Here is a 24,262-nt window from a genome sequence, read left to right as displayed (position 1 = left end):
AGGAGCGCGGCAGCAATGAGCGCAGCCAGTCGAACATGGCGGCAGTTTAGAGCGTGAGGGTCACTTCAGGTAGGGCGAAAACCGCGCCAGGTCACCCGGAGCCGGGCGAGCCGACGCACCCGTCAGGGCATTGCCCGCGAAGGTGAGCAAGACACGCCCGCCAGCCTGACCCTTCATGCCACCGAGACGGGTGATGAGGTCGTAGGGGCCGGACAGCACCGCCTGCATGGTGTTGGGGTCGAAGACCAGTCCCGCCGCACTCAGGGCCGGGCTGCTGGCCTTGACGTTACCCCGCGCGACCACGAAGCCGCTCTTGACGTACAGGGTCAGGCTGGTGGCGGTCATGTTCTTGACACGGGCGTCCGAATAGCTGACATTGCCCGTCGCCGTGACCAGCCCGGCTTTGAGGTCGTAGCGCACCTGCTGGGCCGTAAGTGTGCCGCCGAACTTGGTCTTGATGGTGGCTCCCTGGGCCTGAAGCAGTTCGTCGGGCTTGACCTGAAGCCGCGCCGCCGTCAGGGTCAGGCCGCCTTTCTGGTCGGCGACAGTGCCCCCTTGTGGCATTTCGGTCACTCCAGTCTGAAGGTTGAGGTTTTGTGCTCCCAGTGGCCTGACATTGAGGCCACCGAAAGTCACGGCCCCGACCGAGCCGCCGAGCAGCGCCGTGAGAAGGGTCAGACCAGCGATAGAGCGGGAAAAAAAGTTCATGAGGGCAGCCTAGGGGGCCAGACATTAAGCGGCATGAGCCGCCCCGTCAGAACGGCTTCAGCTTCGGCACTGGGGTGCCTAGCGACGAACTGCCAGAAACTTCCCATACAAAAACCTTCAGATACGATTAAACTTGCGCTTGCCGTGAAGTCGCTGCCTTTCTTGCTCGGATTAGTCCTGACCCTCCTCATCTCATCCGGCTGGGCCGCGCCCCGCATCGGGGTTCATCCTGGCTATACCCGTCTGGTCTTCGACCTGGCCGTACCACAACCAGTCAAGGTACAGACGAGCGTCAAAGCGCCCTATCTCACCCTGGGGCTCAATACCCTGCTGCGCCCCGAACAGGGCAAACTGAGCGCACCGGGCGTGACCGCCTACAGTGTCTCGGGCAGCACCATCCGGCTGACGCTGGCCCCCAACTACGCCAAATCCAAGGTCGAGGTCATTCCCAGGCAGGGTTCGCAACCGCAGCGCCTGGTCGTGGATATCGCCAAAAGGCCGAATACGTCCAAGCCTGTCGTCAAGGCCAGCGCCGCCCCGACTCCCAAGCCTGCGCCGCGCCCCCGCGTGGTGATCGACCCTGGTCACGGCGGGATAGACCCTGGCATGGTCAGCCGCTACCTGCGCGAAAAAGACGTGACCCTGGCGGTAGCCCTCAAGGTCAGGAACCTGCTGGCGGCGCGTGGCGTGGACGTCATCATGACCCGCAGCACCGACCGCCACCTCAGCACCAACAAGCGCACCGACCTCGATGCCCGCTCCAACATGGCGAGTGCCGGAACGGTCAGCGCCTACGTCAGCATTCACGTCAATGCCGGAAATCCGGGCGCACAGGGCATCGAAACCTACTATTTCGGGCAGCCCATCGGCGCAGCGAAACAGGCACTGGCGATTCAGGAGAACGGTGCGGGCAGCATCGGACAGGAACTGACCCGCAAGGCCGCGAGCGCCGCGCAGAATACGCTGGGCGACATTCTGGCGCAGGCCAAGCTCAGCTTCTCGCGTGACCTCGCGAGCAAGGTGCAGGCCAGCCTGCTCCAGCAAACAGGGGCCGTGAACCGGGGCGTTCACATGAACACGTTCTACGTGATTCGCAACCCCAACACCGCAGCCATCCTGACCGAAATCGGCTTCGGTGACAGCAACCGCGAAGGCCCGCTGCTGGCGACGAACGCCTATCAGGACAAGGTGGCGCGGGGCATCGCCCAGGCCATTCTCGCGTTCCTGCACTTGAAGTAAGGAATGTAGGTAAATAGCCGCCGCGCCGGGAGACCTCTCCGGCGCGGCGGCTCGTTTCAGCCTACCTTCACACGGGACTGAACTATTCTTCGGAGATGTCGGAAAAGCGCCGCCATCTCCTTCGCGCCGTTCAGTCCCGTATCCTCTTCTACTCACTCCGTTCGGAAAAATAGCTTGGATGCCCAAACTATTTTTCAAAGCCGTATCACATGTTGTGCAGCACGTTCATGATGTCGCCGTCCTGCATCACGTAGTCCTTGCCTTCGGTACGAACCCAGCCCTTGGCTTTGGCGGCGGCCCAGCCTCCGGCCTCGACCATTTTCTGCCACTCGATGACCTCGGCCCGGATAAAGCCGCGTTCGAGATCGGAGTGGATTTCGCCTGCCGCTTCGGGAGCCTTCTCGCCCCGGCGAATCGTCCAGGCGCGGACTTCCTTCTCGCCCGAGGTGATGAAGGTCATCAGGCCCAGCGTCTCGTAGCCCACCTTGACGAGCTGGTCCAGACCGCTTTCCTCGACACCGAGGTCGTGCAGGAAGGCCGCCGCTTCGTCTTCAGGCATCTCGGCGAGCTCGCCCTCGATCTGGGCGCTGATTTTGACCACCTGGGCGCCCTCGGCGGCAGCGTACTCGCGCACCTTCTGCACGTACTCGTTGTCGCTGGTCAGGTCGTCCTCGCCCACGTTGGCGACGTAGATGACGGGCTTGGTGGTAATCAGGCCGAAGTCCTTGGGAATCCTGCCTTCATACTCCCCGGCGCGGGCGGGTTTTCCTTCGCCCAGCACCTTCAGGATGGCTTCGGCCAGTTCGAGGTGTTCCTTGGCTTCCTTGTCGCCGCCCTTGGCCTTTTTCTGCAGGTTCTGGGCGCGTTTTTCCAGGCCCGCGAGGTCGGCCAGAATCAGCTCGGTGTTGATGGTTTCGATATCGTCGATGGGATCGACCTTGCCCGCCACGTGCACCACGTTGGGGTCCTCGAAGCAGCGCACGACGTGGGCGATGGCGTCCACTTCACGGATGTTGGCGAGAAACTGGTTGCCCAGACCTTCGCCCTTCGACGCCCCCTTGACCAGCCCGGCGATGTCCACGAACTCGACGAAGGTGGGAATGATGGGCGGCACGCGGTCGCCCTTGGTAAAGACCCGGCTCAGGGCGCTCAGGCGCTCGTCCGGCACGGTGACCCGGCCCACATTGGGTTCGATGGTGGCGAAAGGATAATTGGCGGCCAGCGCCCCGGCGCGCGTGATGGCGTTGAACAGCGTGCTTTTCCCGACGTTGGGAAGCCCGACGATACCTATGGCAAGACCCATGATAGTTCCTCCTCGATTCTGCGCGTCTCTTGACGCGGCAACCTGCCCAGTTTAGGCGATATCGAGGCTAATACGGCTTTGAAAAATAGTTTGGGTATCCAAACTGTTTTTCAGAGCAGAGCGAGTGGAAGAAAAAACGGGGCTGGGCGGCGCGGAGCACATTCGGGCGCTTTCCTCGGATGTGCGGAGTAAAGCCCAGCCCCGTATGAGACGTTCGGGATTGCCCCGCCAGTCGCGCTGGCCTTTGCCTGAGGGTTCGCCCTTACTGTCCTACCAGATAGCAGACATCCGTCTTGCCGTCCTTGGTCTTGATACACGGCATGTAGTCCTCGCCCTCGATGCGCCGCCCCTTCAGGATGCCCAGAAAGCTGGTGTCCCGCTCGTATTCGAGGGCTGGTTTGCCGTTGAGGGTCGGCGGCATGTTGGGCCGGAGGTTGGGAAATTCGGCGTAGTACTCCTGACCTTCGATGGTCAGGTTGAGGTACTGCGCCCCTGCACCGTAGCCGCTACCGACCACACACGGCGCCCTGGTGCTGAGCTTGTTCGCCTTGAACACGTAGCAGATGCCCAGGCGGTCGGGATTGGGGCGGGCCAGGGCCGAGCCGACAAGCAGACCGAGAATCAGGAGGAAAGCTCGCTTCATAGGTTCACCTCGCGCGATGACTCCGGCGGCGGGAGAGAGGCCGCCCAGGTCAACTATCGAACCGTTGCCGCAGGGCTACCAGCAGTCTCCCGTTCATCCTGCCCCCATGAAATCCACTTTTTCCCGACAAAATGGGGCCGGACCCTGCTCCGCGCTTCCGGGAAAAGTTCCCAAATGCGCTTTGCGTCGTCCAGACCCCTACAACGCCCGACCGAGCAGCTCAGGCGCGTTTGCGCAGGCTGTCGAGGCTGTAGGCACCAGGCCCTGCGAGCGCAAGGGCCACACTCGCCGCCAGGAGCGCCAGCGGAAACTCGATGCCGCCGGGGTTGAAAAAGCCCGCCTTGGCATGCACCAGCACCAGAGCACCAAGCATGGTGAGTGCGAGCAGCGAGGCGACCACACGCGTGCCGAAGCCCAGCAGCAGGGCCAGACCACCCAGGAGTTCGATGGTCGCCGCAGCGGGCGCGACGAGCTGTGCGAGGGGTACACCCATCTTGGTGAAGGCGGCGGTCGTGCCGGGCAGGGTGTACTCGAAGAACTTCTGGTAGCCGTGCGCCACGAAGATGATGCCGATGGCGACACGCAGCACGGTCAGGGCGAGGGCGGTGCGGTCGAGGGCAGGGACAGTCGAAGAAACAGTGGTCATGGTGAACTCCTTTTGCGTGGGGACGATAATCGTGATGACAGAGAGTTGGCCCGAAAATGCGATTCAGGGCTTGAAAGTGGCGGCCTCATCAAGCAGTTCGAGAAGGAGGCGAAGGCGCTCGGGCGCAAGGTGGCTGAATTGCTGCCGATGCACCTGCGCCAGAGGGCCATCGAGTCGGGCGACGACCTCGTGCCCCTGCGGAGACAGGTGCGTCAGCAGTACCCGGCGATCCTGTTCACTGCGAACCCGTTCGACGAGGCCCTGCTTTTCCATGCGGTCGAGCAGCCGGGTGACGTCCGGGTCCTTGTTGAGCAGCCGCTCGGCAATCTCGCCACACGTCAAAGGAGTGTCGCCCGCACCGCGAAGGATGCGCAGCACGTTGAACTGGGTGCCCGTGAGTCCCTCCTGCTTGAGAAACTGGTCGGTTTCGTCCTTGAGGTGCAGGGCCAGCCGTTGCAGGGCCAAATAGGTCTGGTGCTCGGGCTCAGAGGACGCCGCCGCTGAGTGCCGGATGTCGTGATTCATACCGCCTCCTCTGTGATGAGGATATTCGTGATAACGAATAATTTCAAGCCGTCCATTTAGAGCCGCCTCATGCACCTTGACTAAATACCCTAGGGGGGTATATAAAGGGAGGCAGGAAGAATGCTCTATACCCCGTTCCCCAGGAGGAACCCCATGTTTTTTGAACGCTTTTATGACACCGACCTGGCCCAAGCCTCGTACATGCTGGGCTGCCAGAAGACCGGCGAATGCCTCGTCATCGACCCGGTGCGCGACATTCAGCAGTACCTCGACAAGGCCGCCGCCGAAAAACTGCGCGTGACTCATGTCACCGAAACCCACATCCACGCCGACTATCTCTCGGGCAGCCGTGAACTGGCGACCCAGACCGGCGCAAAACTGCTGCTCTCCGATGAGGGCAACGCCGACTGGAAATACGGCTTCGACGGTGAAAAGCTCCACCACGGCGACACGTTCATGGTGGGCAACCTGCGGGTAGAAGTGCGGCATACCCCCGGTCACACGCCCGAAAGCATCAGCTTTCTGGTCACCGATACCCCCCGGGGTGATACCCCCGTCATGTACTTCACGGGCGATTTCGTGTTCGTGGGCGACATTGGCCGCCCCGACCTGCTCGACGAAGCGGCGGGCGGGCAGGACACCCGGTTCGAGGGCGCCAAGCAGATGTTCGCCAGCCTGCGCGACCAGTTCCTGACCCTGCCTGACGGCGTGCAGGTGTGGCCCGCGCACGGCTCCGGGAGCGCCTGCGGCAAGGCGCTGGGCGCGGTGCCCAGCACGACCGTGGGCTATGAACGTGCTCTGGCGTGGTGGTCGGACTATGTGCAAAGCGGTGACGAACAGGGCTTTACCGACTATCTGCTCAGCGGGCAGCCTGACGCCCCGCTGTACTACGGGCGTATGAAGATGCAGAACAAGGCTGGCCCCGCCGTTCTGGGCAACGTGACCGTGCTGCCTCAACTGAGCGTAGCTGAATTGAAGGGCAAGCTCGGCCAAGGTACTGTCCTGATCGACACCCGCAAGAAGGAAGTCCATCAGGCTGCCGCACCTGTAGGCAGCGTCAACCTGCCCGTGAGCAACACCTTCGAAACGTGGAGCGGCTGGCTGCTGCGCCCCGAAGATGCGGACTACGTTCTGCTGGCTGAAAACGCTGAGCAGGCCGAGAAGTTGCGCCGCCGCCTGTGGATGGTGGGTCTGGATAACGTGGTGGGCTTCATCACCGATGTCGAGGGGCTCGACACGGTCGCCGCTCGACCCTTTGAACCTGCTGAACTGCCCGAGCATAAGGGCGCTCTGATTCTGGATGTCCGCAAGAAGACCGAGTACGACGAGGGGCACATCCCCGGAGCCAAGCAACTGCACGCGGGCCGCCTGCCCTGGAAGCTGGACGAACTGCCCAAAGGTCAGGAAATCGTGGTGCATTGCCAGGGTGGGGCACGCAGCGCGGCGGCGGCGAGTTTCCTGCGCCTCAAGGGATTTGAAGTCTCGGAAATCGCGGGCGGTTACGAAGCCTGGGAAAAGGCTCAGAAGGACTCGCGCAACTGATGTTGGGATGGCTCAAAAAGCTGTTGGGCGGGGGCGGTGTTCCGTCCCTTTCCCCCCAGGAAGCGCATAAGCTGATGCAATCGGGCGCGGTGATGCTCGACGTGCGTCATCCCGACGAACGCCAGCGCCAGCACATCGGGGGAAGCCTGCACGTACCCCTGGGTGACCTGAGCCGCCAGGCCAGCACCCTTCCCAGAGACAAAGTCATCATCTGTCAGTGCACCAGCGGCAAACGCAGCCAGCTTGCCGCCGCACAACTCGCCGCACAGGGTTTGGACGTTCGCAACCTTCAGGGCGGTCTGGCGGCCTGGCAGAGTGCCGGGCTTCCCGTCGAATAACTGCGAGCACTTAAGGAGCTTCCGATGTCCTACACCGATATTTTTGCCAATGAACTGCAACTCAAGCTGCGCGGCGGGGCCAAACTCTACGACGTGCGCGAACGCGACGAATACGAAGGTGGGCATATTCCCGGCGCAGTCAATCTTCCCCTCTCGGAATTGCAGGGCCGCACCGACGAAATTCAGACCCCCGCCGTGGTGGTCTGCCTGAGTGGGGGCCGCAGCGCTCAGGCCGCCGCCTCCCTGACCGAGTGCGGCAAGCAGGACGTGATGAACCTGGTGGGCGGCACGATGGGCTGGATGCGCGAAGGAAGAAGCGTCAACGTCGGCCAGGAACCATGATTCTGGCGTGGACTGGGGCGGCCCTGATCGGGCTGTCGCTCGGTCTGCTGGGGTCGGGCGGCAGCATCCTGACCGTGCCCGTGCTGGTCTACCTGGTGGGCGAGGACAGCAAGCTCGCCATTACCGAGAGTCTGGCCATCGTGGGCTGCATCAGCCTGTTCGCGGCCATCCCTTACGCCCGCAGCCGCCAGGTGGACTGGCGCACCGTGCTTTTGTTCGGACTGCCTGGAATGCTGGGCACCTACGGCGGCTCGGTGCTGAGCCAGTTTCTGCCGGGCAGCGCCCAACTGCTGCTGTTCGCGGTGGTCATGCTGCTCGCTGCCGCCTTCATGTTTCGCCCGGCCCCCGCGCAGGCGTCAGAGGTGCCGCGCCGACAGCCGCTTCTGCACACGATTCTGCAAGGTCTGGGGGTCGGCGTTCTGACCGGGCTGGTCGGAGTGGGCGGCGGCTTTCTGATCGTGCCTGCCCTGGCGCTACTTGTCGGCCTGCCTATGCCGTACGCGGTGGGCAGCAGTCTGGTCATCATCACCCTCAACAGCTTTACCGGGTTCGCCCGCCACCTCCACCCGCCCCAGGGCAGCACCGAGACACTTCACTGGCCCCTCATCGGCACCTTTGCGCTGATCGGGATACTGGGCAGCCTGGTCGGGTCACACCTGAACCGCAGGCTCTCGAATGAAAAACTGCGCCGGGGGTTCGCCGTGTTTCTCGTGCTGATGGGCGTCTACGTGCTGTCCACCCAGCTTCCCCAGGTACTTCATGCCCCGGCAGCGAAGGCCGCACTCGCCCGCTGAGGGGCCGCTTCCCGCGCTTCTCCTGCTCTCTTCGTCCACATCTGCGAGGTTCCCCATGAACGAACTGCTTCACCTGCTCCAGTCGCCCTGGCCCTGGTACGTGGCCGGGCCACTGATGGGCCTGACCGTGCCTCTTCTGCTGTGGCTCGGCAACAAATCTTTCGGCATTTCCTCCAACCTGCGTCACCTCTGCGCCATCGCCCTGCCGGAACAGGCCAAACCGGGATTTTTCCGCTACAACTGGCGGGCCGAGGGCTGGAGCCTCGCCTTTGCCCTGGGACTGGTGCTGGGCGGTCTGCTGGCCGCGAACCTGCTGGCGAACCCCGAACCCGCCAACCTGAGCGCCGCCGCCCGACAGAGCCTCTCGGCGCTGGGGGTCACGTTGCAGCCCGGTCTGCTGCCCCCCGAGCTGAGCCGCCCGGACAACCCCGGCGTGTGGGGGCTGCTGGCCCTGAGCGGCCTGCTCATCGGCTTCGGCACGCGCTACGGCGGCGGCTGCACCAGCGGCCACGCCATCACCGGACTGGCGACCCTGCAACTTCCCAGCTTGATCGCCACGGTGTCCTTTTTCGCGGGCGGCATCCTCAGCGCCAACGTGCTGCTGCCTGCCCTGCTGCGGGTGATTCTGTGAAGGCCGCGCCGACGCCTGCCCGCATCCGAACGGGCCTCCTCGCCTATCTGGTCGCGGGCCTGTGGTTCGGCCTGCTGCTGGTCAAATCCGAGGCCGCGAGCTGGTACCGCATTCAGGAAATGTTCCGCTTTCAGTCGTTCCATATGTTCGGCATCATCGGCAGCGCCATCGTCACGGCCCTGGTGACCACGGCCCTGCTGCGGCGCTTCGGGAAAACCCGCGAGGGCGAGAATGTCCGCATCACCCCCAAGGAAAAGGGCTCCGTGCGCTACGTGGTGGGCGGCCTGCTCTTCGGCCTGGGCTGGGGGCTGGTCGGCCTGTGCCCCGGCCCCATCTTCGTGCAGCTCGGGGCGGGCCTGTGGACGGCGGCTGTGGCGCTGGTGTTCGCCCTGATCGGCACTTACCTGTACGGTCTGCTGAGAGAGCGGCTGCCACACTGAATCGGACAGCGACGCGCCGGGGGGATAGCACCCTCCGGCGTTTTCTGTTGCTCATCTGCGAGGGCCGAACGTGCCAGACTCTCAGCGACGTATGACGAACATGAACCGCTGGGTCATCCTGCTGGGCTACCTCCTGCTGACCGCCTGCACGCAGATGGTCTGGCTGTCCTATGCCCCGGTGACGCACGGTGCAGCGGCGCAGATGCACGTGACGGTGAGTCAGGTGGGCTGGCTCTCGGCGGTGTTCGCGGGAATTTATCTGGTACTGGGCCTTCCGGCGGGCCACTGGCTGGACAAATCCTTTCGCCACGCCCTGGGATTCGGGGCTGTCGCCACGGCACTGGGGGCCACCTTGCGCGTGCTCGCCCCCGACAGCTTCGCGGTGCAGATGGCGGGTCAACTTATTCTGGCGGTCGGTCAACCCTTCGTCCTCAACGCCATGAGTGCGCTGGCCCTGCGTCATTTTCCGGCCCACGAACGCCCCAGGGCCATCGCCGCAGGCAGCGCCAGCCTCTTTGTCGGTGTCCTGCTGGCGAGCGTGACGGCCCCCGCCCTCTACGAAGCGGGCAAACTGGCGACCCTGCTCACGGCGCACGCGATTCCGACCGTCGTGGGGGCCATCTGGGTGCTGCTGTCGCTGCGTACCCCCCCGAATTCAGCGACCAGCGAAGAACTGGGGCAGGCCGCCCAAAGCATCCAGCCGGGCTGGGCATGGCTGGGCAGGGACCGACTGCTTCAGAAGCTCGCCGGGCTGCTGTTTGTCGGCTTCGGGCTGTTCGGGGCCATCAGCACTTGGCTGGAGCCGCTGCTGGGGCATCAGGGCATCTCGCCGGGGACTGCGGGCAACCTGATGGGCCTTCTGGTGGTGTGCGGCATTCTGGGGGCCGCCGTCTTGCCGGTGGTGGCGGCGGCGCGGGGCTGGCGCAGGGAATTTCTGCTGGCTTCTATGGCCCTCACGGGTCTGATGGTGATTGCGCTGGGCACCGTCCAGCACCTCTCCGCGCTGGCGCTCGGCGTGGGCCTCGGGGGCTTTTTTCTGCTCGCCTGCCTGCCGATTGTGCTGGAGTGGGCCGAGGAACACGTGGACGCCAGTCGTCAGGGCCGCGCCGTCGGGTTTCTGCTGGCGGCAGGAAATGCGGGTTCCCTGGTGCTGATGCTGCTGGTCGGCGCTTTCGTCGAACAGTCGGCCCCGGTCGCCGTGGCCCTGCTTGCGGCTGCCGTCGCGCTGGGTGCCGTCCTGACCCTGGGGCTGCCGCGCCAGGAACCGCACGTGCCATAATACGAGACCGAACTCTTCTTCGGAGATGTCGGGAAAGCGCCGCCATCTCCTTCGCGCCGTTCAGTGCCGTATCCTCTTTTACTCACTCCGTTCGGAAAAATAGCTTGGATGCCCAAACTATTTTTCGAAGCCGTATAACCACAAAAAGCCCGCTCCCCTGGGGGAAACGGGCCTTGTGCGGTGCGCTAGAGCCTTACAGCAGACCGCTGCGGCGCAGAAGGGCGTCGGCGTCGGGGTCGCGGCCCATGAAGTCGCGGTAGAGCTGCGCGGGGTCGTCGCTGTTGCCCCGGCTCAGAATCTTGTCCACGTAGGCGCGGCCCGTTTCGCGGTTGAAGATGCCCTCTTTGGCAAAGCGGCTGAACGCGTCGGCGTCGAGTACCTCGGCCCACTTGTAGGAGTAGTAGCCCGCGCCGTAGCCCACGGGACTGCTGAACAGGTGGTTGAAACTGGCGACCATCGCGTAGTTTTCGGGCAGTTCGGCGGGATAGAACCGGGCCATCACCTCGCGGGCGGTGGTCACGGGGTTCTGGTCGCTGCCGGGGTCGAACTCGACATGCAGCGTCAGGTCGGTCATGCCGAAGGAATACTGGCGCATGGCGGTGTTGGCGGCGCGGTAATTCTGGGCCTTGACCAGCTTCTCGAACAGGTCTTGCGGCAGCTTTTCGCCAGTCTGGTGGTGCTTGGCGAACAGGTCGAGCGCCTCGCGCTCCATCACCCAGTTTTCCATGATCTGGCTGGGCAGTTCCACGAAATCCCAGGGCACGTTGGTGCCGCTGAGCGACTTGACCGGCACGCGGCTCATGGCGTGGTGCAGCAGGTGCCCGAACTCGTGGAAGACCGTTTCCACTTCGCGGATGCTGAGCAGGCTGGGGGTGTCGCCTCCGGCCCCGCCTTTGACGGGCGGCGTCATGTTGCCGCACATCAGGCCGAGGTGGGGGTCTACACCATTTTCCTTCGGCCCGCCCGTAATGAAGGCGTTCATCCACGCCCCGCCGCGCTTGGTGTCGCGGGGGAACCAGTCGGTGTAGAAGCTGGCGATGTGCTGGCCTTCTTCGTCGCGGATGTCGTAGAACTTGACTTCAGGGTGCCAGCCGGGAGCCTGGGCCTCGGTCACGGTAATGCCGAACACGCGGCGGCAAATCTCGAACATGCCCGCCAGCACGCTCTCCATCTCGAAGTAGGGGCGCAGGGCTTCTTCGTCGAAATCGTACTTTTCCTGGCGCTGCTTCTCGGCCCAGTAGGCGATGTCCCAGGGCGCGAGCTTGGGCGCGTCGGCCCCGGCGTTCTGGCGGTAAAAGCTTTCGAGTTCGGCGTTTTCGCGCTCGAAGGCGGGGCGGGTCTTGGCTTCGAGGTCGCGCTCGAATTTCAGGGCGTTGTCCCCCGACTTGGCCATGCGCGATTCCAGCACATAGTCGGCAAAGTTCTTGAAGCCCAGAATCTCGGCCTGTTCGCGGCGCAGTCGCAGAATGTCGGCAATCAGCGGGCGGTTGTCGCGCCCCTTTTCCTGTCCCAGCATGGCCTGGGCTTCCCACAGCTCGCGGCGCAGTTCGCGGTCGTCAGCGTAGGTCAGGATGGGGAGCAGCGTGGGCGCGTGCAGCGTCAGGCGATGGCCCTCTTTGCCCTTGCTCTCGGCGTCCTGGCGGGTGGCGTCCTGAACGCGCTGCGGCACGCCTTGCAAGCGCTCGGTGGGCACATACAGTTCGTAGGCGGCGGTGGCGTCCAGCACGTTCTTGGAAAACTGGTTGGTGGTCTGGGCCAGCTCGGTGTTGACTTCCATCAGGCGGGCTTTTTTGTCGTCGGGCAAGTCAGCCCCGCCCCGGCGGAACTCGTCGATGGTCAGCTTAAGCAGCCGGGCATTGACCGGGTCGAGTGCTTTGGCGGCGTCGGTTTCGGCAAAGGCCTTGAGTGAGCGCCACAACCCCGGATGCAGCCCCAGTTCGGTGTAAAACTGCGAGGTCTTAGGAATGATGGCTTCGACGGCGTCCTTCCACTCGTCGCTGCTGACCACGCTGTTGAGGTGATGAACGATGGTGGTGACGGTGCCGAGTTGCTCGGTCAGCACGTCGAGATCGTGCATGAAGCCCTCGAAATCGCGTTCGCCGGAGCGGGCCAGCGTTTCGACGCGTTCGCGGGCCGCCGTCAGCAGTTCGTCGACCGCACTTTCGGCGTGCTCGGGCCGAATCTGGTCGAACGGAATACGAAAGCCGATGTTCAGCAGCGGGTTGCTGCTCTGGGTCACAGGTTGTGTCATCGGAGCCGAGTATAAGCGGCCTGGGCGAAGAAACGCTAAGCCAGATGGCGCATTTGCCCGGGGCCGAATCTATGCTGAGATGCCGCATGGAACCCGCACCTTTTCTCGCCGCTGGCCTCACTCTGACGCCCACCACGCCCGCCGACAATCCGGCGGTGGCCGACCTGATCACGCGGGCGCACCCCGACTGGGCCAGAACCGCCGCCGACCTTGACCGCTTCGACGAAATGCGGCTGGCGGGCGAGGTGTTCCAGCGGGTGCTGGCCCGGCAGGGCGGCAAAGTCGTCGGCATGGCGGAAGTCAGCACGCCGCGCATGGACGGGCATCCCGGCTGGTTGAATCTGGACGTGGTGACGCTGGAACGCGACCTGTTCGGGCCGCTGCTGGCCTGGGCCGAAGCCACCGCCGCGCAGCACCGCGCCCACACCCTGATAACCCGTGTGAAGGAACACTGGTGGGAAAAAGAGGTCTGGGAGGCCGCAGGCTACGCCGAACATGACCGCATGTGGCTGAGTATTCTTGACCTGACCACGCTGGACTTCGGCAAATTTGCCGCGCAGGAGGCCAAGGCGAAGGCGGCGGGCGTCACGCTCCACCCACTTTTCGAACTGGGCGCTTATGACGAAGTGCAGCAGCGCAAGCTCTACGACCTGATCGCCGCCCTGCTGCACGACGTGCCGAGTGCCACGCCCGTCGCCGTGCTGCCCTTCGAGGGCTGGCAACAGCGCTTCGGCCACATCAAACACCCCGAAGGTTTGTGGCTGGCGGTGGCCCCGAATGGTGACTGGGTGGGCCTGAACGAACTGCACTTGCCAGTCAGCAGCGCCCCGCACATGCTGCAAAACGGACTGACGGGCGTGCTTCCGGCTTGGCGGGGCCAGGGAATCGCCTACGCGCTCAAGCTGGCGGCGGCCCGCTCAGCCCTGGGGCGCGGTTTTACCCACGCCCGCACCGGGAACCACAGCGTCAACGCGCCGATGCTCGCCATCAACGAAAACCTGGGGTTCGTGCGCGAGGCGGCGACGGTGACGCTCCGGCGCGACATCCGGTGAGGGCGACAGGAAAAGACACTGACAAAAAACCCCCGCCGCAGCGGGAGTCGGGGGCAAGCGGGGGAAGGCTCAGGCCAGCGCCTTGATGACGGCCTCGGTGAATTCCTTCGTTCCGGCGGTGCCGCCCAGGTCGCGGGTGCGGGGGCCTTCGGCGAGCACCTTGTTGACGGCGTTGTCCAGCCTGCGGGCCGTTTCATGGTCGCCCAGATGGTCGAGCATGATGACGGCAGCCAGGATGGTGGCGGTGGGGTTGGAGATGCCCTGTCCGGCGATGTCGGGGGCCGAGCCGTGAACCGACTCGAAGATGCCGAACTTGTCGCCCACGTTGCCCGAGGCAGCGATGCCGAGGCCGCCCACCAGTCCGGCGGCGAGGTCGGAGAGGATGTCGCCGAACATGTTGGTCATGACCATCACGTCGAACTGCTGGGGGTGACGCACCAGTTGCATGGCGGCGTTGTCCACGATCATGGTGTTCGTGGTCAGGCCGTCCACGGTCTTGGCATGGTCGAGGATGGTGTTCATGAACAGGCCCTGCGTGACGGGCAGCACGTTGGACTTGTGAACGACGGTCAGGCGCTTGCCCCGCTTCATGGCGAGATCGGCGGCGAACTTGCCGATGCGGTCACTCGCCCCACGGGTAATCACGGTGTCGGCAATCGCGGTGTCACCGTAGATGCGCTCCTGCTCGACGTAGAGGCCCTGGGTGTTTTCGCGCACGATGACCAGGTCCACGTTTTCGTAGGAGTGGGGCACCGGGCGGGTCTTGGTGGGGCGCACGTTGGCGTAGAGGTTGTACTTCTGGCGCAGGTGGCGAATGGCCCCGAAGAATCCGGCGGGCTTTTCACCACTGGGGCTGGTGGCCGCACCGAACAGGGTGGCGTCGGTGTTTTCCACCGCGTCGTAGGTCGCTTCGGGCACACTGGTGCCGTGGTCGAGGAAGTATTCGTATCCGGCTTCGGCATGGACGTACTCGGCGTCAAAGCCAGCCGCTTCGAGGACGCGCTTGGTGGCAGGAACGACTTCGTGCCCGATGCCGTCCCCCTCAATCAGACAAATGCGGTATTTCGCCATGTCTAACAGTCTAAGCGAGAGTCAGGTCACTTTGAGGTAGCCCTGTCGTTACTGAAGGTGTGACGCGGGGACGGGCAGCGCCCGCGCCACCAGCCGCCGCGCCAGCAGAGGCCCCAGCAAAAAGCCTTTGCTGCCCAGGCCCGACAGGTGCCACAGCCCCTGGTCGTCCGGCCCGCAGCGCAGCCCGCTCAGGCGCGACCCCGTCCAGCGGCCCGTGACCTGCACGCCGCTGAGGTCGCTCAGGGCCGCTCCCTTTGCCAGCAGCCAGCGCAGCGAGGCCAGCGGCAGCCGGGGCGGTTCCCAGGTGGGCGCGGGCGCCTCGAACGTGCCGCCCAGCACGCCTCCCCCTTGCTCACCCGTATGGGCATCGGGCGAGAGGTAAGCGCCGAAACTGAGCGGCACTTCCGACACGGCGCGGTCAAGGCGCAGCATGGTGCCCATCCGGTGCGTGCGCCTCTCCCCCGCCCACGTCGAACCGAGCGAGCCGCCGCACAGGAAAGTGAGGTCGAACGAACCGTCCACCCCCAGCCATCGGCCCTCCACCCGCCGCGCTCCGGAGGCCGTCAGCAGCGCCTCACACAGCGCCCGCCCGTCCACCCAGCCCGCGTCGGGCAAGTGCAGAACGTGCGCCCAGCCGGGAGCCAGCGGCTCGGCAGGACTGACCCACTCGTGCCTCAGCTCTGACGGCAGGTTCTTCTCGAATTTGGCGCGGGTCTTGTCGTCGGGGACAGGGCGCAGCACACCCGTTTGCCCGTGTGGAATGGCATGGCCCCCGGCCTCCAGTTCCCGAATCAGCGCCCAGGTGAGGTGCATTCCTTCCAATGCGCCCTCGTCCACCTGCCCGGACTGCCCGCGCACCGGATTGATGAGGGCGCTCGGTACGTGGCTGGCGGTGTGCTGCCCAGCGTCCAGCACGGTCACAGACACGCCTGCCCGCCCCAGAAAGTAGGCGACGGACGCTCCGGCGATGCCCGCGCCGACGACCAGCGCCTTCACCGGGGCCGCACCGCCCGCAGGCACTCGCGCTTGCCGGGCGCACCGGGCCGCCGCTCAACCTGCAAACCCGCCGCTTCCAGACTGCGCCGCACGTGTCCCGCCGCCGAATAGGTGGTCAGCACGCCGCCGGGGGCCAGGGCCAGGGCCAGTCGCGCCACGAACTCGGGCGTCCAGACTTCGGGATTTTTGGCGGGCGAAAAGCCGTCCAGGTACAGGGCGGTGGCCCAGTCGCGAGGCAGTTCGGCTCCCGTTCCCGCCGCCTGGGTCACGTCGGCGAAGTGGACCCGCAGCCGCGCCTCGCCCGCTTCCACGCTCAGGCGCTCGGCACAGGCCCAGTCGCGCAGCAGTTCCAGCCACAGCGGATGGGCCGCACCTTCGCCGCCCTCGGCCACCTCGCGCAGCAGGCTGGGGGGCGCGGGGTCGAATTCGTAGGCCAGATAATCCAGGGGAACGTCACGCTCCGCCGCGTTTGCCAGGGTCGCCCGGAAATTCAGGCCCAGCCCGAACCCGATTTCTAACACGCGGGGGGCCGGGTGCAGGTCGGTGCCGCTGCCTTCCAGAAACACGTGATGGGCCTGCGCCCGTGCCCCGTGGCGCGAGCCGTAGGCTTCACCGAACCGGACACTGTGGGCGGTGAGGGAGCCGTCGGGGGTCAGCAGCACATGGGGCGCTGCCTGGGCGGGTTCGGAAGCGGTCATTGCCCCACAGCATAGAGGCAGACAGAGAGGGGGCGGCGCGAGCAGGAACACTTTCCTGTCCAGACACCGCCCCCCTCTGCACTCTGTAATACGGCTCTGAACGCTACTTTGCGCCGCTCAGACCCGCAGTTCCTCTGACTCGATTACACCTGTTCGACGTGGTGCGGGTGGTTCACTTCGTCCAGCGAAACGTCATGGCCCCGGCCCTCGAACTCGCGCAGGGTGTCGGTGATGATGCGAAGGCCGCGTTCGAGGTCGGCCTCGTCAATCACCAGCGGGGGCGCAAAACGGATGATGTTGCCGTGAGTGGGCTTGGCGAGCAGGCCGCGCTCAGCCATCTTCAGGCAGATGTTCCAGGCGGTGTCGCTGTCTTCATGGTCGTTCACCACAACGGCGTTCAGCAGGCCCTTGCCGCGCACCAGCTTGGCGATCTGGCTGCCTTCAATGTACCGGGCAAGTTCGGCGCGGAACCTCTGACCCAGCTTCTCGGCGCGTTCGGCCAGTTCCTCGTCGCGGGCCACCGTCAGCGCCGCCACCGCCACCGCGCCCGCCACCGGGTTGCCGCCGAAGGTGGAGCCGTGCTGACCGGGCCTAATCACGTTCATGATGGCGTCGTCCGCCAGCACCGCCGAGACCGGATACGCCCCGCCCGAGAGCGCCTTGCCCAGAATCAGGATGTCGGGTTTGACGTTCTCGTGATCCACCGCGAGGCGACGACCCGTGCGGGCAATTCCGGTCTGCACTTCGTCGGCGATGAACAGGGCGCCGTGCTCCTCACACAGTTTTTTCGCGCCGCTGAGGTAGCCGTCGGCGGGAACATACACGCCCGCCTCGCCCTGAATCGGCTCGACCAGAAAGCCCGCCACCTTGCCCGCGTGGGCCTTCAGCGCAGCTTCGAGGGCACCGAGGTCGTCGTAGGGAATCCGCAGGAAGCCGCCCGTGTAGGGGCCGAAGTTGCGGCGGGCGTTTTCATCGTTGGAAAAGCTGATGATGGTGGTGGTGCGCCCGTGAAAGTTGTTCTCGCAGACGACAATCAGGGCTTCGTTTTCGGGAATTCCCTTGACCTCGTAGGCATACTTGCGGGCCAGTTTGAGGGCGGTTTCGACGGCCTCCGCGCCCGTGTTCATGGGCAGCACCTTGTCGAAGCCGAAGTACTCGGTCACGAACTGCTCGTAGGGGCCGAGTTTGTCGTTGTAGAAGGCGCGGCTGGTCAGCGTCAGGGTCTGGGCCTGCTCGACCATCGCCCCCACGATTTTGGGGTGGCAGTGGCCCTGATTGACGGCAGAGTAGGCCGAGAGAAAGTCGAGGTACTCCTTGCCGTCGGTGTCCCACACCTTCGCGCCCTGGCCCCGCGCCAGAACGACAGGGAGGGGGTGGTAGTTGTGGGCGCCGTGGCGGTCTTCGAGGGCAATGTAGTCCTGCTGGGTCCGGGGGGTGGTCTGGGTCATGGTCAGTGTCCTTGTCTGAGAGAGCGTGAACTGAGAGCGGAAATCCCTGGGCCAGGAGCCGAAACGGGAACACGACTCCCCTTTTCGGCTGACCCGGCCTGCCTTGTCAGCGGTCTCCCATGCTAGGGATTTCCGGGTGTATGCACCACCCCACCTGAATGCATAAATTTGCAGTCTGGGACGTGCTGAATTGCCCCTGTCTGGCTCCCTCCCCCGCGCCCCGACCCGCCCAGTGCTATGCTGCCCTCATGAACGCCCTGTGTTGCCCCCGAATGCGGTAAGCAGCACTGCTCTGCCCCGCGCCCTTTCCCCTGTGGACTGTGGCGCGGTTTTTTTTAGCCGTGAGCAGCACCCTCTTTCCCAAAGTTCGGAGCCATCCCAAAGGAACTTTCCATGACCAAACACACCACGCCCGACCCCAACATTCAGCTTTACGACACCATGCAGCGCCAGAAAGTCCGTTTTGTGCCGGGAACGCCGGGGCATGTGGGCATGTACCTGTGCGGCCCGACCGTCTACTCCGACGCGCACCTCGGCCACGCCAAGAAGGAAGTGGCGTTCGACGTGATTCGCCGCGCCCTGATGCATTTCGGGTACAAGGTGCGCTACGTCGCCAACATCACCGACGTGGGCCACCTGCAAAACGACTCCGACGACGGCGAAGACAAGATGCTGGCCCGCGCCCGTCTGGAACAACTGGAGCCGATGGAAGTGGCCGACAAATACTTCTGGTCGTTTTTCAAGGACATGGACGCGCTGAACGTCCTGCGGCCCTCCATCAACCCCCGCGCCACGGGGCACATTCAGGAGCAGATCCGGCTGATCGAGGAACTGATGGAGCGGGGCCACGCCTACGAATCGGCGGGCAGCGTCTATTTCGACGTGCGGAGCTGGCCTGAATACGGCAAACTCTCAGGCCGCAAACTGGACGACCAAGAAGAGGGGACCCGCGAGGCCGTGCGCGAGGAAAAGCGCGACCCCCGCGACTTTGCGCTCTGGAAGCACGCCGAACCCGAACACATCATGCGCTGGGACTCGCCTTGGGGCGTGGGGTTTCCCGGCTGGCACATCGAATGCTCGGCCATGAGCCTCAAGTATCTGGGCGAGGGCTTCGACATTCACGGCGGCGGCCTCGACCTGCAATTTCCTCACCACGAGGCCGAAATCGCCCAGGCCGAAGCCGCCGGGCATCACTTCGCCCGCTACTGGATGCACAACAACATGCTGACCATCGGCGGCGAGAAGATGTCCAAGAGCAAGGGCAATTTCACGACCATTCAGGACATCCTGCAAAAGTACGACCCGATGGTGGTGCGCTTTCTGCTGGTGTCGAGCCACTACCGCAGCGTAACCGAGATGAACGAGGAAGCCTTCGCCAGTGCTGCGAACGGCTACCGCCGCATGGTGGACGCGCTGGGCGAAATCGAGCGCCGCCTGGGTGACGCCCCCGCCGGAGCCGACGCCGCGCTGGACGCCAAAATCGCCGCCCGCGTGCAAGAATTCGAGGACGCCATGCGCGACGACTTCAACACCCCCAAAGCGGTAGCGGCCCTGTTCGGCCTGACGGGTGAAGTCAATACGGCGCTGAATGCAGGCGCGGTGGGCCATGACTCGCTGGAGCGGGCGCGGGACGCATACCGCACCCTCGGCGGCGACGTGCTGGGTCTCTTTGCCGGGAGCGGACAGGTCGCCGCCCAGGACGACGCCCCCGTGATAGACGCGCTGATGGACTTGGTGCTCAAGGCCCGCCAGAACTACCGCCTGCAAAAGCAGTACGCCGAGGCCGACGAACTGCGCGACACCCTGACCAAAGCGGGCATCACCGTCGAGGACACCAAAGACGGGCCTCGCTGGAAACGCTGAGCGGCCATATTGGAGGGGCATGAGAAAATGGCCCCTTCATTTTCGGCGGCTGTCATGGTGCTGTCAGAGAGGCGGCGTACCCTGAATTCACGATTCCGGACGGAGACGAAAGCTTCTCCAGACAGCAAAGCAAAAGCGAAGCGCACTCGGCCAGGGGTGCGCTTCTTTCCTTTGCCCTTGACGGTTAGGCCCGCTTGTGCAGCAAATAAGCCTTCGGGTGGTGACCGCCGCTGTAGACCTGAAACAGTTCCTTGGCGTCCCAGTCGCTCTGCTGGGCCATGACGCGCTCGAACAGCCGCAACTCGTGGGTCAGCACGCACAGGCGACCCCGGCGGCTGGTCAGGCGGTTCATTTCCTTGAGGAAGGCCGGGTACAGCGCCTCGTTGCTCTGGTGCGACCCGATGGCGTCCCCCCAGGGCAGGTCGGTGATGACGAGGTCGAAGGAGCGCGGCGGCAACCCGGTGTGCAGCGCGTCCACCTGCGCCACTTCCACGTCGCGGCCCGCCGCCCTGAGGTTGGTGCGGGCGCAGGCCACGGCGTCGGCGCTGATGTCCACGCCCACCATCGCGTCGTAGGGACCGAGCAGGGCACGTTCGATCAGCAGGGTGCCGCTGCCGCACATGGGGTTGAAGATGCGGTCCTCGTCGCGCTGTCCGGCGAGCTTGTGCATGGCGTAGGCGATGGTGGCGTTCAGGCCGCCGCCCATGTTGCACTCGCGCCAGACCCGCGCCGAGAGGGGCCTGCGGGTGATACGGGCCAGCACGTCCCAGCCCTGTTCGTCTGCCGAGGGGCGCAGACGCAGCAGCAGTTCGCCTTCTTCCGGGTCGTGGGTCAGGCCCAGCGCGGTGCTGAGTTCCTCGGCCAAGCGCTGCATGACCGCCGATTCCTTGCCCGCCGCGCCCAGTCGAAAGGAGCGGTGCCCGCCTTGCTCGGCAACCTCGCCCACGAAGGCCGTGAGTTCTCCGAGTTGCTGGTGGCCCAGCAGCCCACGCGGGCGCGGCACGTCCCAGGTTTTAATGCGGTAGGCCGCCACCGCCGAGCGCAGACGGGTCAGGCGCTCCGGGCTGCCGGGATACCAGAAGCGCAGCCCCCGGACATCGCGGGCGAGCGGCACGGCGGCGAGTTCGGTGGCGACCACCTGTTCCAGACCCGGCAGGGCTTCGAGTTCGTACTCGTGGGCAGGCTGCCGGGCGCGGTAATCACCCTTGGGCTTACTTTTTTTGCCCCCGGAAGGGCGTGAGAACGCGGGGTTGCTGTTGGAACGGGGGCGCGGCATAGCAGAGCAGTATAGCCCGGCGCCCTCCCCGGCGCGGTGCTAGAATTCGCCCCGCCTATGCCGCCTGCCCCCCCGCGCTCCTCGGCCCCTTCTTCCGGCAGCCGCCTGCACCGGGGCTGGACTTCGCACATTCGTCCGCCGCAACTCATCGCGCTGACCTTCGCGGCGACCATCCTGATCGGGGCGCTGCTGCTGTGGCTCCCGCTGGCGCACGAACCGGGCAAGACGGTGACTTTCGTGCAGGCGCTCTTTATGGCGACGAGCTGCGTGTGCGTGACCGGGCTGGCGGTGGTGGACCCCGGCAGCACCTTCAACCTGTTCGGCGAAATCGTGATGCTGGTGCTTATTCAGGTGGGCGGGCTGGGCATCATCACGCTGGGTACGCTGTTTGCGCTGGCGCTGCGGCGACGGCTGGGCGTGGCAGGGCGCATCAACGCGCAGCAGCAGACGAGTGCCACCACCCTGGGCGGGGCTCTTTCGCTGGTGCGGGCCATCGTGCTGACCTCGCTGCTGATCGAAGCGGTGGGGGCGCTGCTGCTGCTTCCGGCGTTCATTCCGCGTGAGGGAGTGGGGCGCGGCATCTACTACTCCATCTTCCATTCGGTCAGTTCGTTCAACAACGCGGGCTTCAGCCTCTACCCCAACAACCTGATGAACTTCGTGTCCGACCCGCTGGTCAATCTGGTGGTCACCGGGCTGGTCGTGCTGGGGGGGCTGGGGTTTCTGGTGCAGCTCAACATTCTGGGCTGGCTGAGAAATCGGCGGCGCAACCGCCTGACCACCAACAGCCTGCTGTCGCTCACCATGACTGCCGGGCTGCTGCTGGTGGGCACGGTCTTTTTCGCGCTGACCGAGTGGAACAACCCCAAGACGCTCGGTGCCCTGCCGCTGCACGGCAAGTTGCTGGCATCGTGGTTTCAGAGCGTGACGCCCCGCACGGCAGGCTTCAACACCCTCGACTACGGGCTGATGGGCTTTCCGGCCCTGTTCATGACCATCGTGTGGATGTTCATCGGGGCCAACCCCGGCTCGACGGGCGGCGGCATCAAGACCAACACCTTCTACGTGATGGTCGCCTCGGCCTGGAGCATGGTGCGCGGGCGGCGCGACACGACCATTTTCGAGCGCCGCATCGACACCGAAACGGTGCTGCGCGCCATGACGGTGGGGCTACTGAGCATGGGGCTGGTGGTCGGCGGGTTCATGCTGATGCTGCTGCTGAACACCAACAAGGACGTGCTGTTCCTGCAACTGTTTTTCGAGACGGTCAGCGCCTTCGGCACGGCGGGCCTGAGCATGAACACCACGCCGCTGCTCAACTCCTCGCAGGAAATCGTGCTGATTTTCCTGATGTTCCTGGGCCGCATCGGGCCGCTGACCTTCGCGGTGGCGTTCAGTCGCCCCTCGCCTGAAAAATCGCTGGTTCGCCACCCTGCCGACCGGGACATCCTGATTGGCTAGCATGAAGCCAAGCAGACCCGCCGCCCGCCGCGTTCGGCTTTCGCCGCCCCAACTGCTGGCGCTGGTCTACGCCGTCGGGATCCTGCTGGGCGCGGCGCTGCTGCATCTGCCGGGGGTGCAGCAGCCTGGGGCGGGGCTGGACAGCCTGCAACTGCTGTTTACCGCCACGTCTGCCATCTGCATCACGGGGCTGACGGTGGCGGATACGGGCGAGACCTTCACCCGCTTCGGGCAACTGCTGCTGCTGCTGCTGATTCAGGTGGGCGGGCTGGGCATCCTGACTTTCGGCACAGTATTCGCCTTCGTCACCGGGCGGCGGCTCAACTTCTCCGAGCGCCAGCATCTGGTCGCGCAGCTCAACGCGCTGGACGTGGGCAGCGTGCTGGGGCTGGTGCGGGCCATTCTGCTCTACACCTTCGTCACCGAGGGCGTCGGGGCGCTGCTGCTGGCGCTGCGCTTCGTGCCGCAGTTCGGCTGGAGCGAGGGGCTGTATCAGGCCGTCTTCCACTCGGTCAGCGCCTACAACAATGCCGGATTCGTGGTACTGCGCGGTGGGCTGGCCCCCTACGCCGAAGACGCGCTGGTGTGCCTGACCATGGCGGCGCTCGCCATTCTGGGGGGGCTGGGCTTTCTGGTTCAACTGAACGTGGTCGCCCACCTGCGGCACCCTCGCCAGAGTCGCCTGCTGGTGTATTCCCGCCTGACCCTGCTGACGACAGCAGCACTTCTGGTGCTGGGCACCGCCGCCCTGCTGCTGCTCGAATGGCACAACGGCAAGACGTTTGCTCCCCTGAGTGCGCCCGGCAAGCTGCTGGCGGCCTTTTTTCAGAGCATGACGCCGCGTTCGGCGGGGCTGTCCACCGTCCCGATTGACCAGATGCACACCGCCAGTCTCTTCGTACTGATCGGGCTGATGTACATCGGCGCGGGCAGCGGCTCGACGGGCGGCGGCATCAAGACCTCGACCTTCGCCATCCTGGTCGGCAGCGCGTGGAACATGGTGCGCGGGCGCGGCGAACTCATCCTGTTTCAGCGCCGGGTCATGAACGAGAATCTGGTGCGGGCCGGAGCGATTACCACGCTGTATACCCTGCTGGTGGCCGGGGCCTTTTTCGCGCTGCTCGCCACCAATCCTGACCTGGGGTTCACGCACCTGCTGTTCGAGACGGTCAGTGCGGCGGCCACTGTGGGCCTCAGCATGAACACGACGCACCGCCTCAACGACACCGGACTGCTGATTCTGACCGGGCTGATGTACCTGGGGCGCATCGGGCCGCTCACCTTCGCCATCGCCTTCAACCTGCGGCCCACCCGCAGCCGCTGGGTCAAGTACCCGCCTGAGCATGACATTCTGGTGGGGTGAAGGAAGGACAGCTATGAAAACCAAACAATGTCTGGTCATTGGCCTGGGCCGCTTCGGAACCGCCGTCGCCACCACCCTCTACGAGATGGGGCACGAAGTCGTCGCCATTGACCAGCTGGAAGACAACGTGGAACGGGTCATGAACCTCGTGACGCACGCCGCCATCGTGGACGCCACCGAGGAGCGGGCGCTGCGGGCCATCGGCGTAGGCGACTTCGATGTGGTGGTCGTCGCCATCGGCTCGGACGTGCAGGCCAACATTCTGGCGACCATGAACGCCAAGAGCCTGGGAGCGCCCTACGTGGTCACCAAGGCCGTGGACGAAATGGCGCGGCGGGTGCTGGAGCGCATCG

General features: G+C 64.9%; 24 protein-coding genes. 13 read left to right on the top strand and 11 right to left on the bottom strand.

The features are described 5' to 3' along the window. Window positions 1–60: 60 nt before the first annotated feature. Window positions 61–708, bottom strand: coding sequence for a hypothetical protein (locus tag Q4C89_RS06075; protein WP_303101713.1), 648 nt, complete (start codon window positions 706–708; stop codon window positions 61–63). A gap of 144 nt (window positions 709–852) precedes the next feature. Here Q4C89_RS06075 and Q4C89_RS06070 point away from each other — a divergent pair, with 144 nt between their 5' ends. Further along, window positions 853–1,947, top strand: coding sequence for an N-acetylmuramoyl-L-alanine amidase (locus Q4C89_RS06070; RefSeq protein WP_303101712.1), 1,095 nt, complete (start codon window positions 853–855; stop codon window positions 1,945–1,947). 205 nt (window positions 1,948–2,152) lie between these two features. Here Q4C89_RS06070 and ychF read toward each other — a convergent pair whose 3' ends face one another. The 4 genes from ychF to Q4C89_RS06050 all read right to left on the bottom strand — a co-directional run bounded on the left by ychF (window position 2,153) and on the right by Q4C89_RS06050 (window position 5,064). Then, window positions 2,153–3,250 (bottom strand): redox-regulated ATPase YchF, encoded by a 1,098-nt coding sequence (ychF, locus tag Q4C89_RS06065; protein WP_303101711.1) that lies wholly within the window; start codon window positions 3,248–3,250, stop codon window positions 2,153–2,155. Between the two features lie 262 nt (window positions 3,251–3,512). Further along, window positions 3,513–3,893 (bottom strand): hypothetical protein, encoded by a 381-nt coding sequence (locus Q4C89_RS06060; RefSeq protein WP_303101710.1) that lies wholly within the window; start codon window positions 3,891–3,893, stop codon window positions 3,513–3,515. A 220-nt stretch (window positions 3,894–4,113) separates the two neighbouring features. Then, window positions 4,114–4,539 (bottom strand): DoxX family protein, encoded by a 426-nt coding sequence (locus Q4C89_RS06055; RefSeq protein ID WP_303101709.1) that lies wholly within the window; start codon window positions 4,537–4,539, stop codon window positions 4,114–4,116. A gap of 63 nt (window positions 4,540–4,602) precedes the next feature. Continuing rightward, window positions 4,603–5,064, bottom strand: coding sequence for a MarR family winged helix-turn-helix transcriptional regulator (locus tag Q4C89_RS06050; protein ID WP_303101708.1), 462 nt, complete (start codon window positions 5,062–5,064; stop codon window positions 4,603–4,605). A gap of 153 nt (window positions 5,065–5,217) precedes the next feature. Between Q4C89_RS06050 and Q4C89_RS06045 the strand changes: the two genes are divergently transcribed. The 7 genes from Q4C89_RS06045 to Q4C89_RS06015 all read left to right on the top strand — a co-directional run bounded on the left by Q4C89_RS06045 (window position 5,218) and on the right by Q4C89_RS06015 (window position 10,430). Further along, window positions 5,218–6,606, top strand: a complete 1,389-nt coding sequence (locus Q4C89_RS06045; RefSeq protein ID WP_303101707.1) for a rhodanese-like domain-containing protein — start codon at window positions 5,218–5,220, stop codon at window positions 6,604–6,606. Continuing rightward, window positions 6,606–6,944, top strand: coding sequence for a rhodanese-like domain-containing protein (locus tag Q4C89_RS06040; protein ID WP_303101706.1), 339 nt, complete (start codon window positions 6,606–6,608; stop codon window positions 6,942–6,944). The genes Q4C89_RS06045 and Q4C89_RS06040 overlap by 1 nt, the downstream gene beginning before the upstream one ends. A gap of 24 nt (window positions 6,945–6,968) precedes the next feature. Next, window positions 6,969–7,286, top strand: a complete 318-nt coding sequence (locus Q4C89_RS06035) for a rhodanese-like domain-containing protein (protein ID WP_303101705.1) — start codon at window positions 6,969–6,971, stop codon at window positions 7,284–7,286. Beyond that, window positions 7,283–8,080 carry a sulfite exporter TauE/SafE family protein gene (locus Q4C89_RS06030; RefSeq protein ID WP_303101704.1) on the top strand — a complete coding sequence of 266 codons (798 nt, stop codon included), beginning with the start codon at window positions 7,283–7,285 and terminating at the stop codon, window positions 8,078–8,080. The genes Q4C89_RS06035 and Q4C89_RS06030 overlap by 4 nt, the downstream gene beginning before the upstream one ends. Before the next feature lie 55 nt (window positions 8,081–8,135). After that, a complete protein-coding gene (locus Q4C89_RS06025; protein WP_303101703.1) occupies window positions 8,136–8,711 on the top strand; it encodes a YeeE/YedE family protein in 576 nt (191 codons plus the stop codon). Beyond that, a complete protein-coding gene (locus tag Q4C89_RS06020; protein WP_303101702.1) occupies window positions 8,708–9,151 on the top strand; it encodes a DUF6691 family protein in 444 nt (147 codons plus the stop codon). The genes Q4C89_RS06025 and Q4C89_RS06020 overlap by 4 nt, the downstream gene beginning before the upstream one ends. Before the next feature lie 91 nt (window positions 9,152–9,242). Further along, entirely contained in the window at window positions 9,243–10,430 is a 1,188-nt protein-coding gene (locus Q4C89_RS06015) for an MFS transporter (protein ID WP_303101701.1), read from the top strand. Between the two features lie 193 nt (window positions 10,431–10,623). Here Q4C89_RS06015 and Q4C89_RS06010 read toward each other — a convergent pair whose 3' ends face one another. Then, entirely contained in the window at window positions 10,624–12,681 is a 2,058-nt protein-coding gene (locus Q4C89_RS06010) for a M3 family metallopeptidase (protein ID WP_303101700.1), read from the bottom strand. A gap of 86 nt (window positions 12,682–12,767) precedes the next feature. Between Q4C89_RS06010 and Q4C89_RS06005 the strand changes: the two genes are divergently transcribed. Then, on the top strand, window positions 12,768–13,733 hold the full coding sequence (locus tag Q4C89_RS06005) for an N-acetyltransferase (protein ID WP_303101699.1): 966 nt from the start codon (window positions 12,768–12,770) through the stop codon (window positions 13,731–13,733). A gap of 69 nt (window positions 13,734–13,802) precedes the next feature. Here Q4C89_RS06005 and Q4C89_RS06000 read toward each other — a convergent pair whose 3' ends face one another. The 4 genes from Q4C89_RS06000 to rocD form a co-directional block, all read right to left on the bottom strand. Beyond that, window positions 13,803–14,804 (bottom strand): isocitrate/isopropylmalate dehydrogenase family protein, encoded by a 1,002-nt coding sequence (locus tag Q4C89_RS06000; protein ID WP_303101698.1) that lies wholly within the window; start codon window positions 14,802–14,804, stop codon window positions 13,803–13,805. Window positions 14,805–14,852: 48 nt separating this feature from the next. After that, window positions 14,853–15,824 (bottom strand): FAD-dependent oxidoreductase, encoded by a 972-nt coding sequence (locus Q4C89_RS05995; RefSeq protein ID WP_303101697.1) that lies wholly within the window; start codon window positions 15,822–15,824, stop codon window positions 14,853–14,855. Continuing rightward, window positions 15,797–16,498 (bottom strand): tRNA (5-methylaminomethyl-2-thiouridine)(34)-methyltransferase MnmD, encoded by a 702-nt coding sequence (mnmD, locus tag Q4C89_RS05990; RefSeq protein WP_303101696.1) that lies wholly within the window; start codon window positions 16,496–16,498, stop codon window positions 15,797–15,799. Before mnmD ends, Q4C89_RS05995 begins: the two co-directional genes overlap by 28 nt. A 143-nt stretch (window positions 16,499–16,641) precedes the next feature. Next, window positions 16,642–17,946: an ornithine--oxo-acid transaminase gene (gene rocD, locus Q4C89_RS05985; protein ID WP_303101695.1), complete on the bottom strand. Its 1,305-nt coding sequence runs from the start codon at window positions 17,944–17,946 to the stop codon at window positions 16,642–16,644. A 393-nt stretch (window positions 17,947–18,339) separates the two neighbouring features. On the opposite strand from rocD, the gene cysS reads away from it, so the two are divergent. Continuing rightward, on the top strand, window positions 18,340–19,809 hold the full coding sequence (gene cysS / locus Q4C89_RS05980; RefSeq protein ID WP_303101694.1) for a cysteine--tRNA ligase: 1,470 nt from the start codon (window positions 18,340–18,342) through the stop codon (window positions 19,807–19,809). A gap of 184 nt (window positions 19,810–19,993) precedes the next feature. On the opposite strand, the gene Q4C89_RS05975 is transcribed toward cysS, so the two are convergent. Continuing rightward, on the bottom strand, window positions 19,994–21,085 hold the full coding sequence (locus Q4C89_RS05975) for a methyltransferase domain-containing protein (RefSeq protein WP_303101693.1): 1,092 nt from the start codon (window positions 21,083–21,085) through the stop codon (window positions 19,994–19,996). A gap of 57 nt (window positions 21,086–21,142) precedes the next feature. On the opposite strand from Q4C89_RS05975, the gene Q4C89_RS05970 reads away from it, so the two are divergent. The 3 genes from Q4C89_RS05970 to Q4C89_RS05960 all read left to right on the top strand — a co-directional run. Further along, window positions 21,143–22,546 carry a TrkH family potassium uptake protein gene (locus Q4C89_RS05970; protein ID WP_303101692.1) on the top strand — a complete coding sequence of 468 codons (1,404 nt, stop codon included), beginning with the start codon at window positions 21,143–21,145 and terminating at the stop codon, window positions 22,544–22,546. Window position 22,547: 1 nt separating this feature from the next. Continuing rightward, a complete protein-coding gene (locus Q4C89_RS05965) occupies window positions 22,548–23,909 on the top strand; it encodes a TrkH family potassium uptake protein (protein WP_303101691.1) in 1,362 nt (453 codons plus the stop codon). Between the two features lie 13 nt (window positions 23,910–23,922). Continuing rightward, window positions 23,923–24,262, top strand: a 340-nt coding sequence (locus Q4C89_RS05960) for an NAD-binding protein (protein WP_303101690.1), incomplete at its 3' end; no start/stop codon positions are given.

It is taken from the genome of Deinococcus sp. (genome assembly GCF_030523985.1).
GTDB lineage: Bacteria > Deinococcota > Deinococci > Deinococcales > Deinococcaceae > Deinococcus.
Note: the sequence above shows the minus strand (reverse complement) of the source record. Positions and strands in the feature narration are given on the sequence as shown.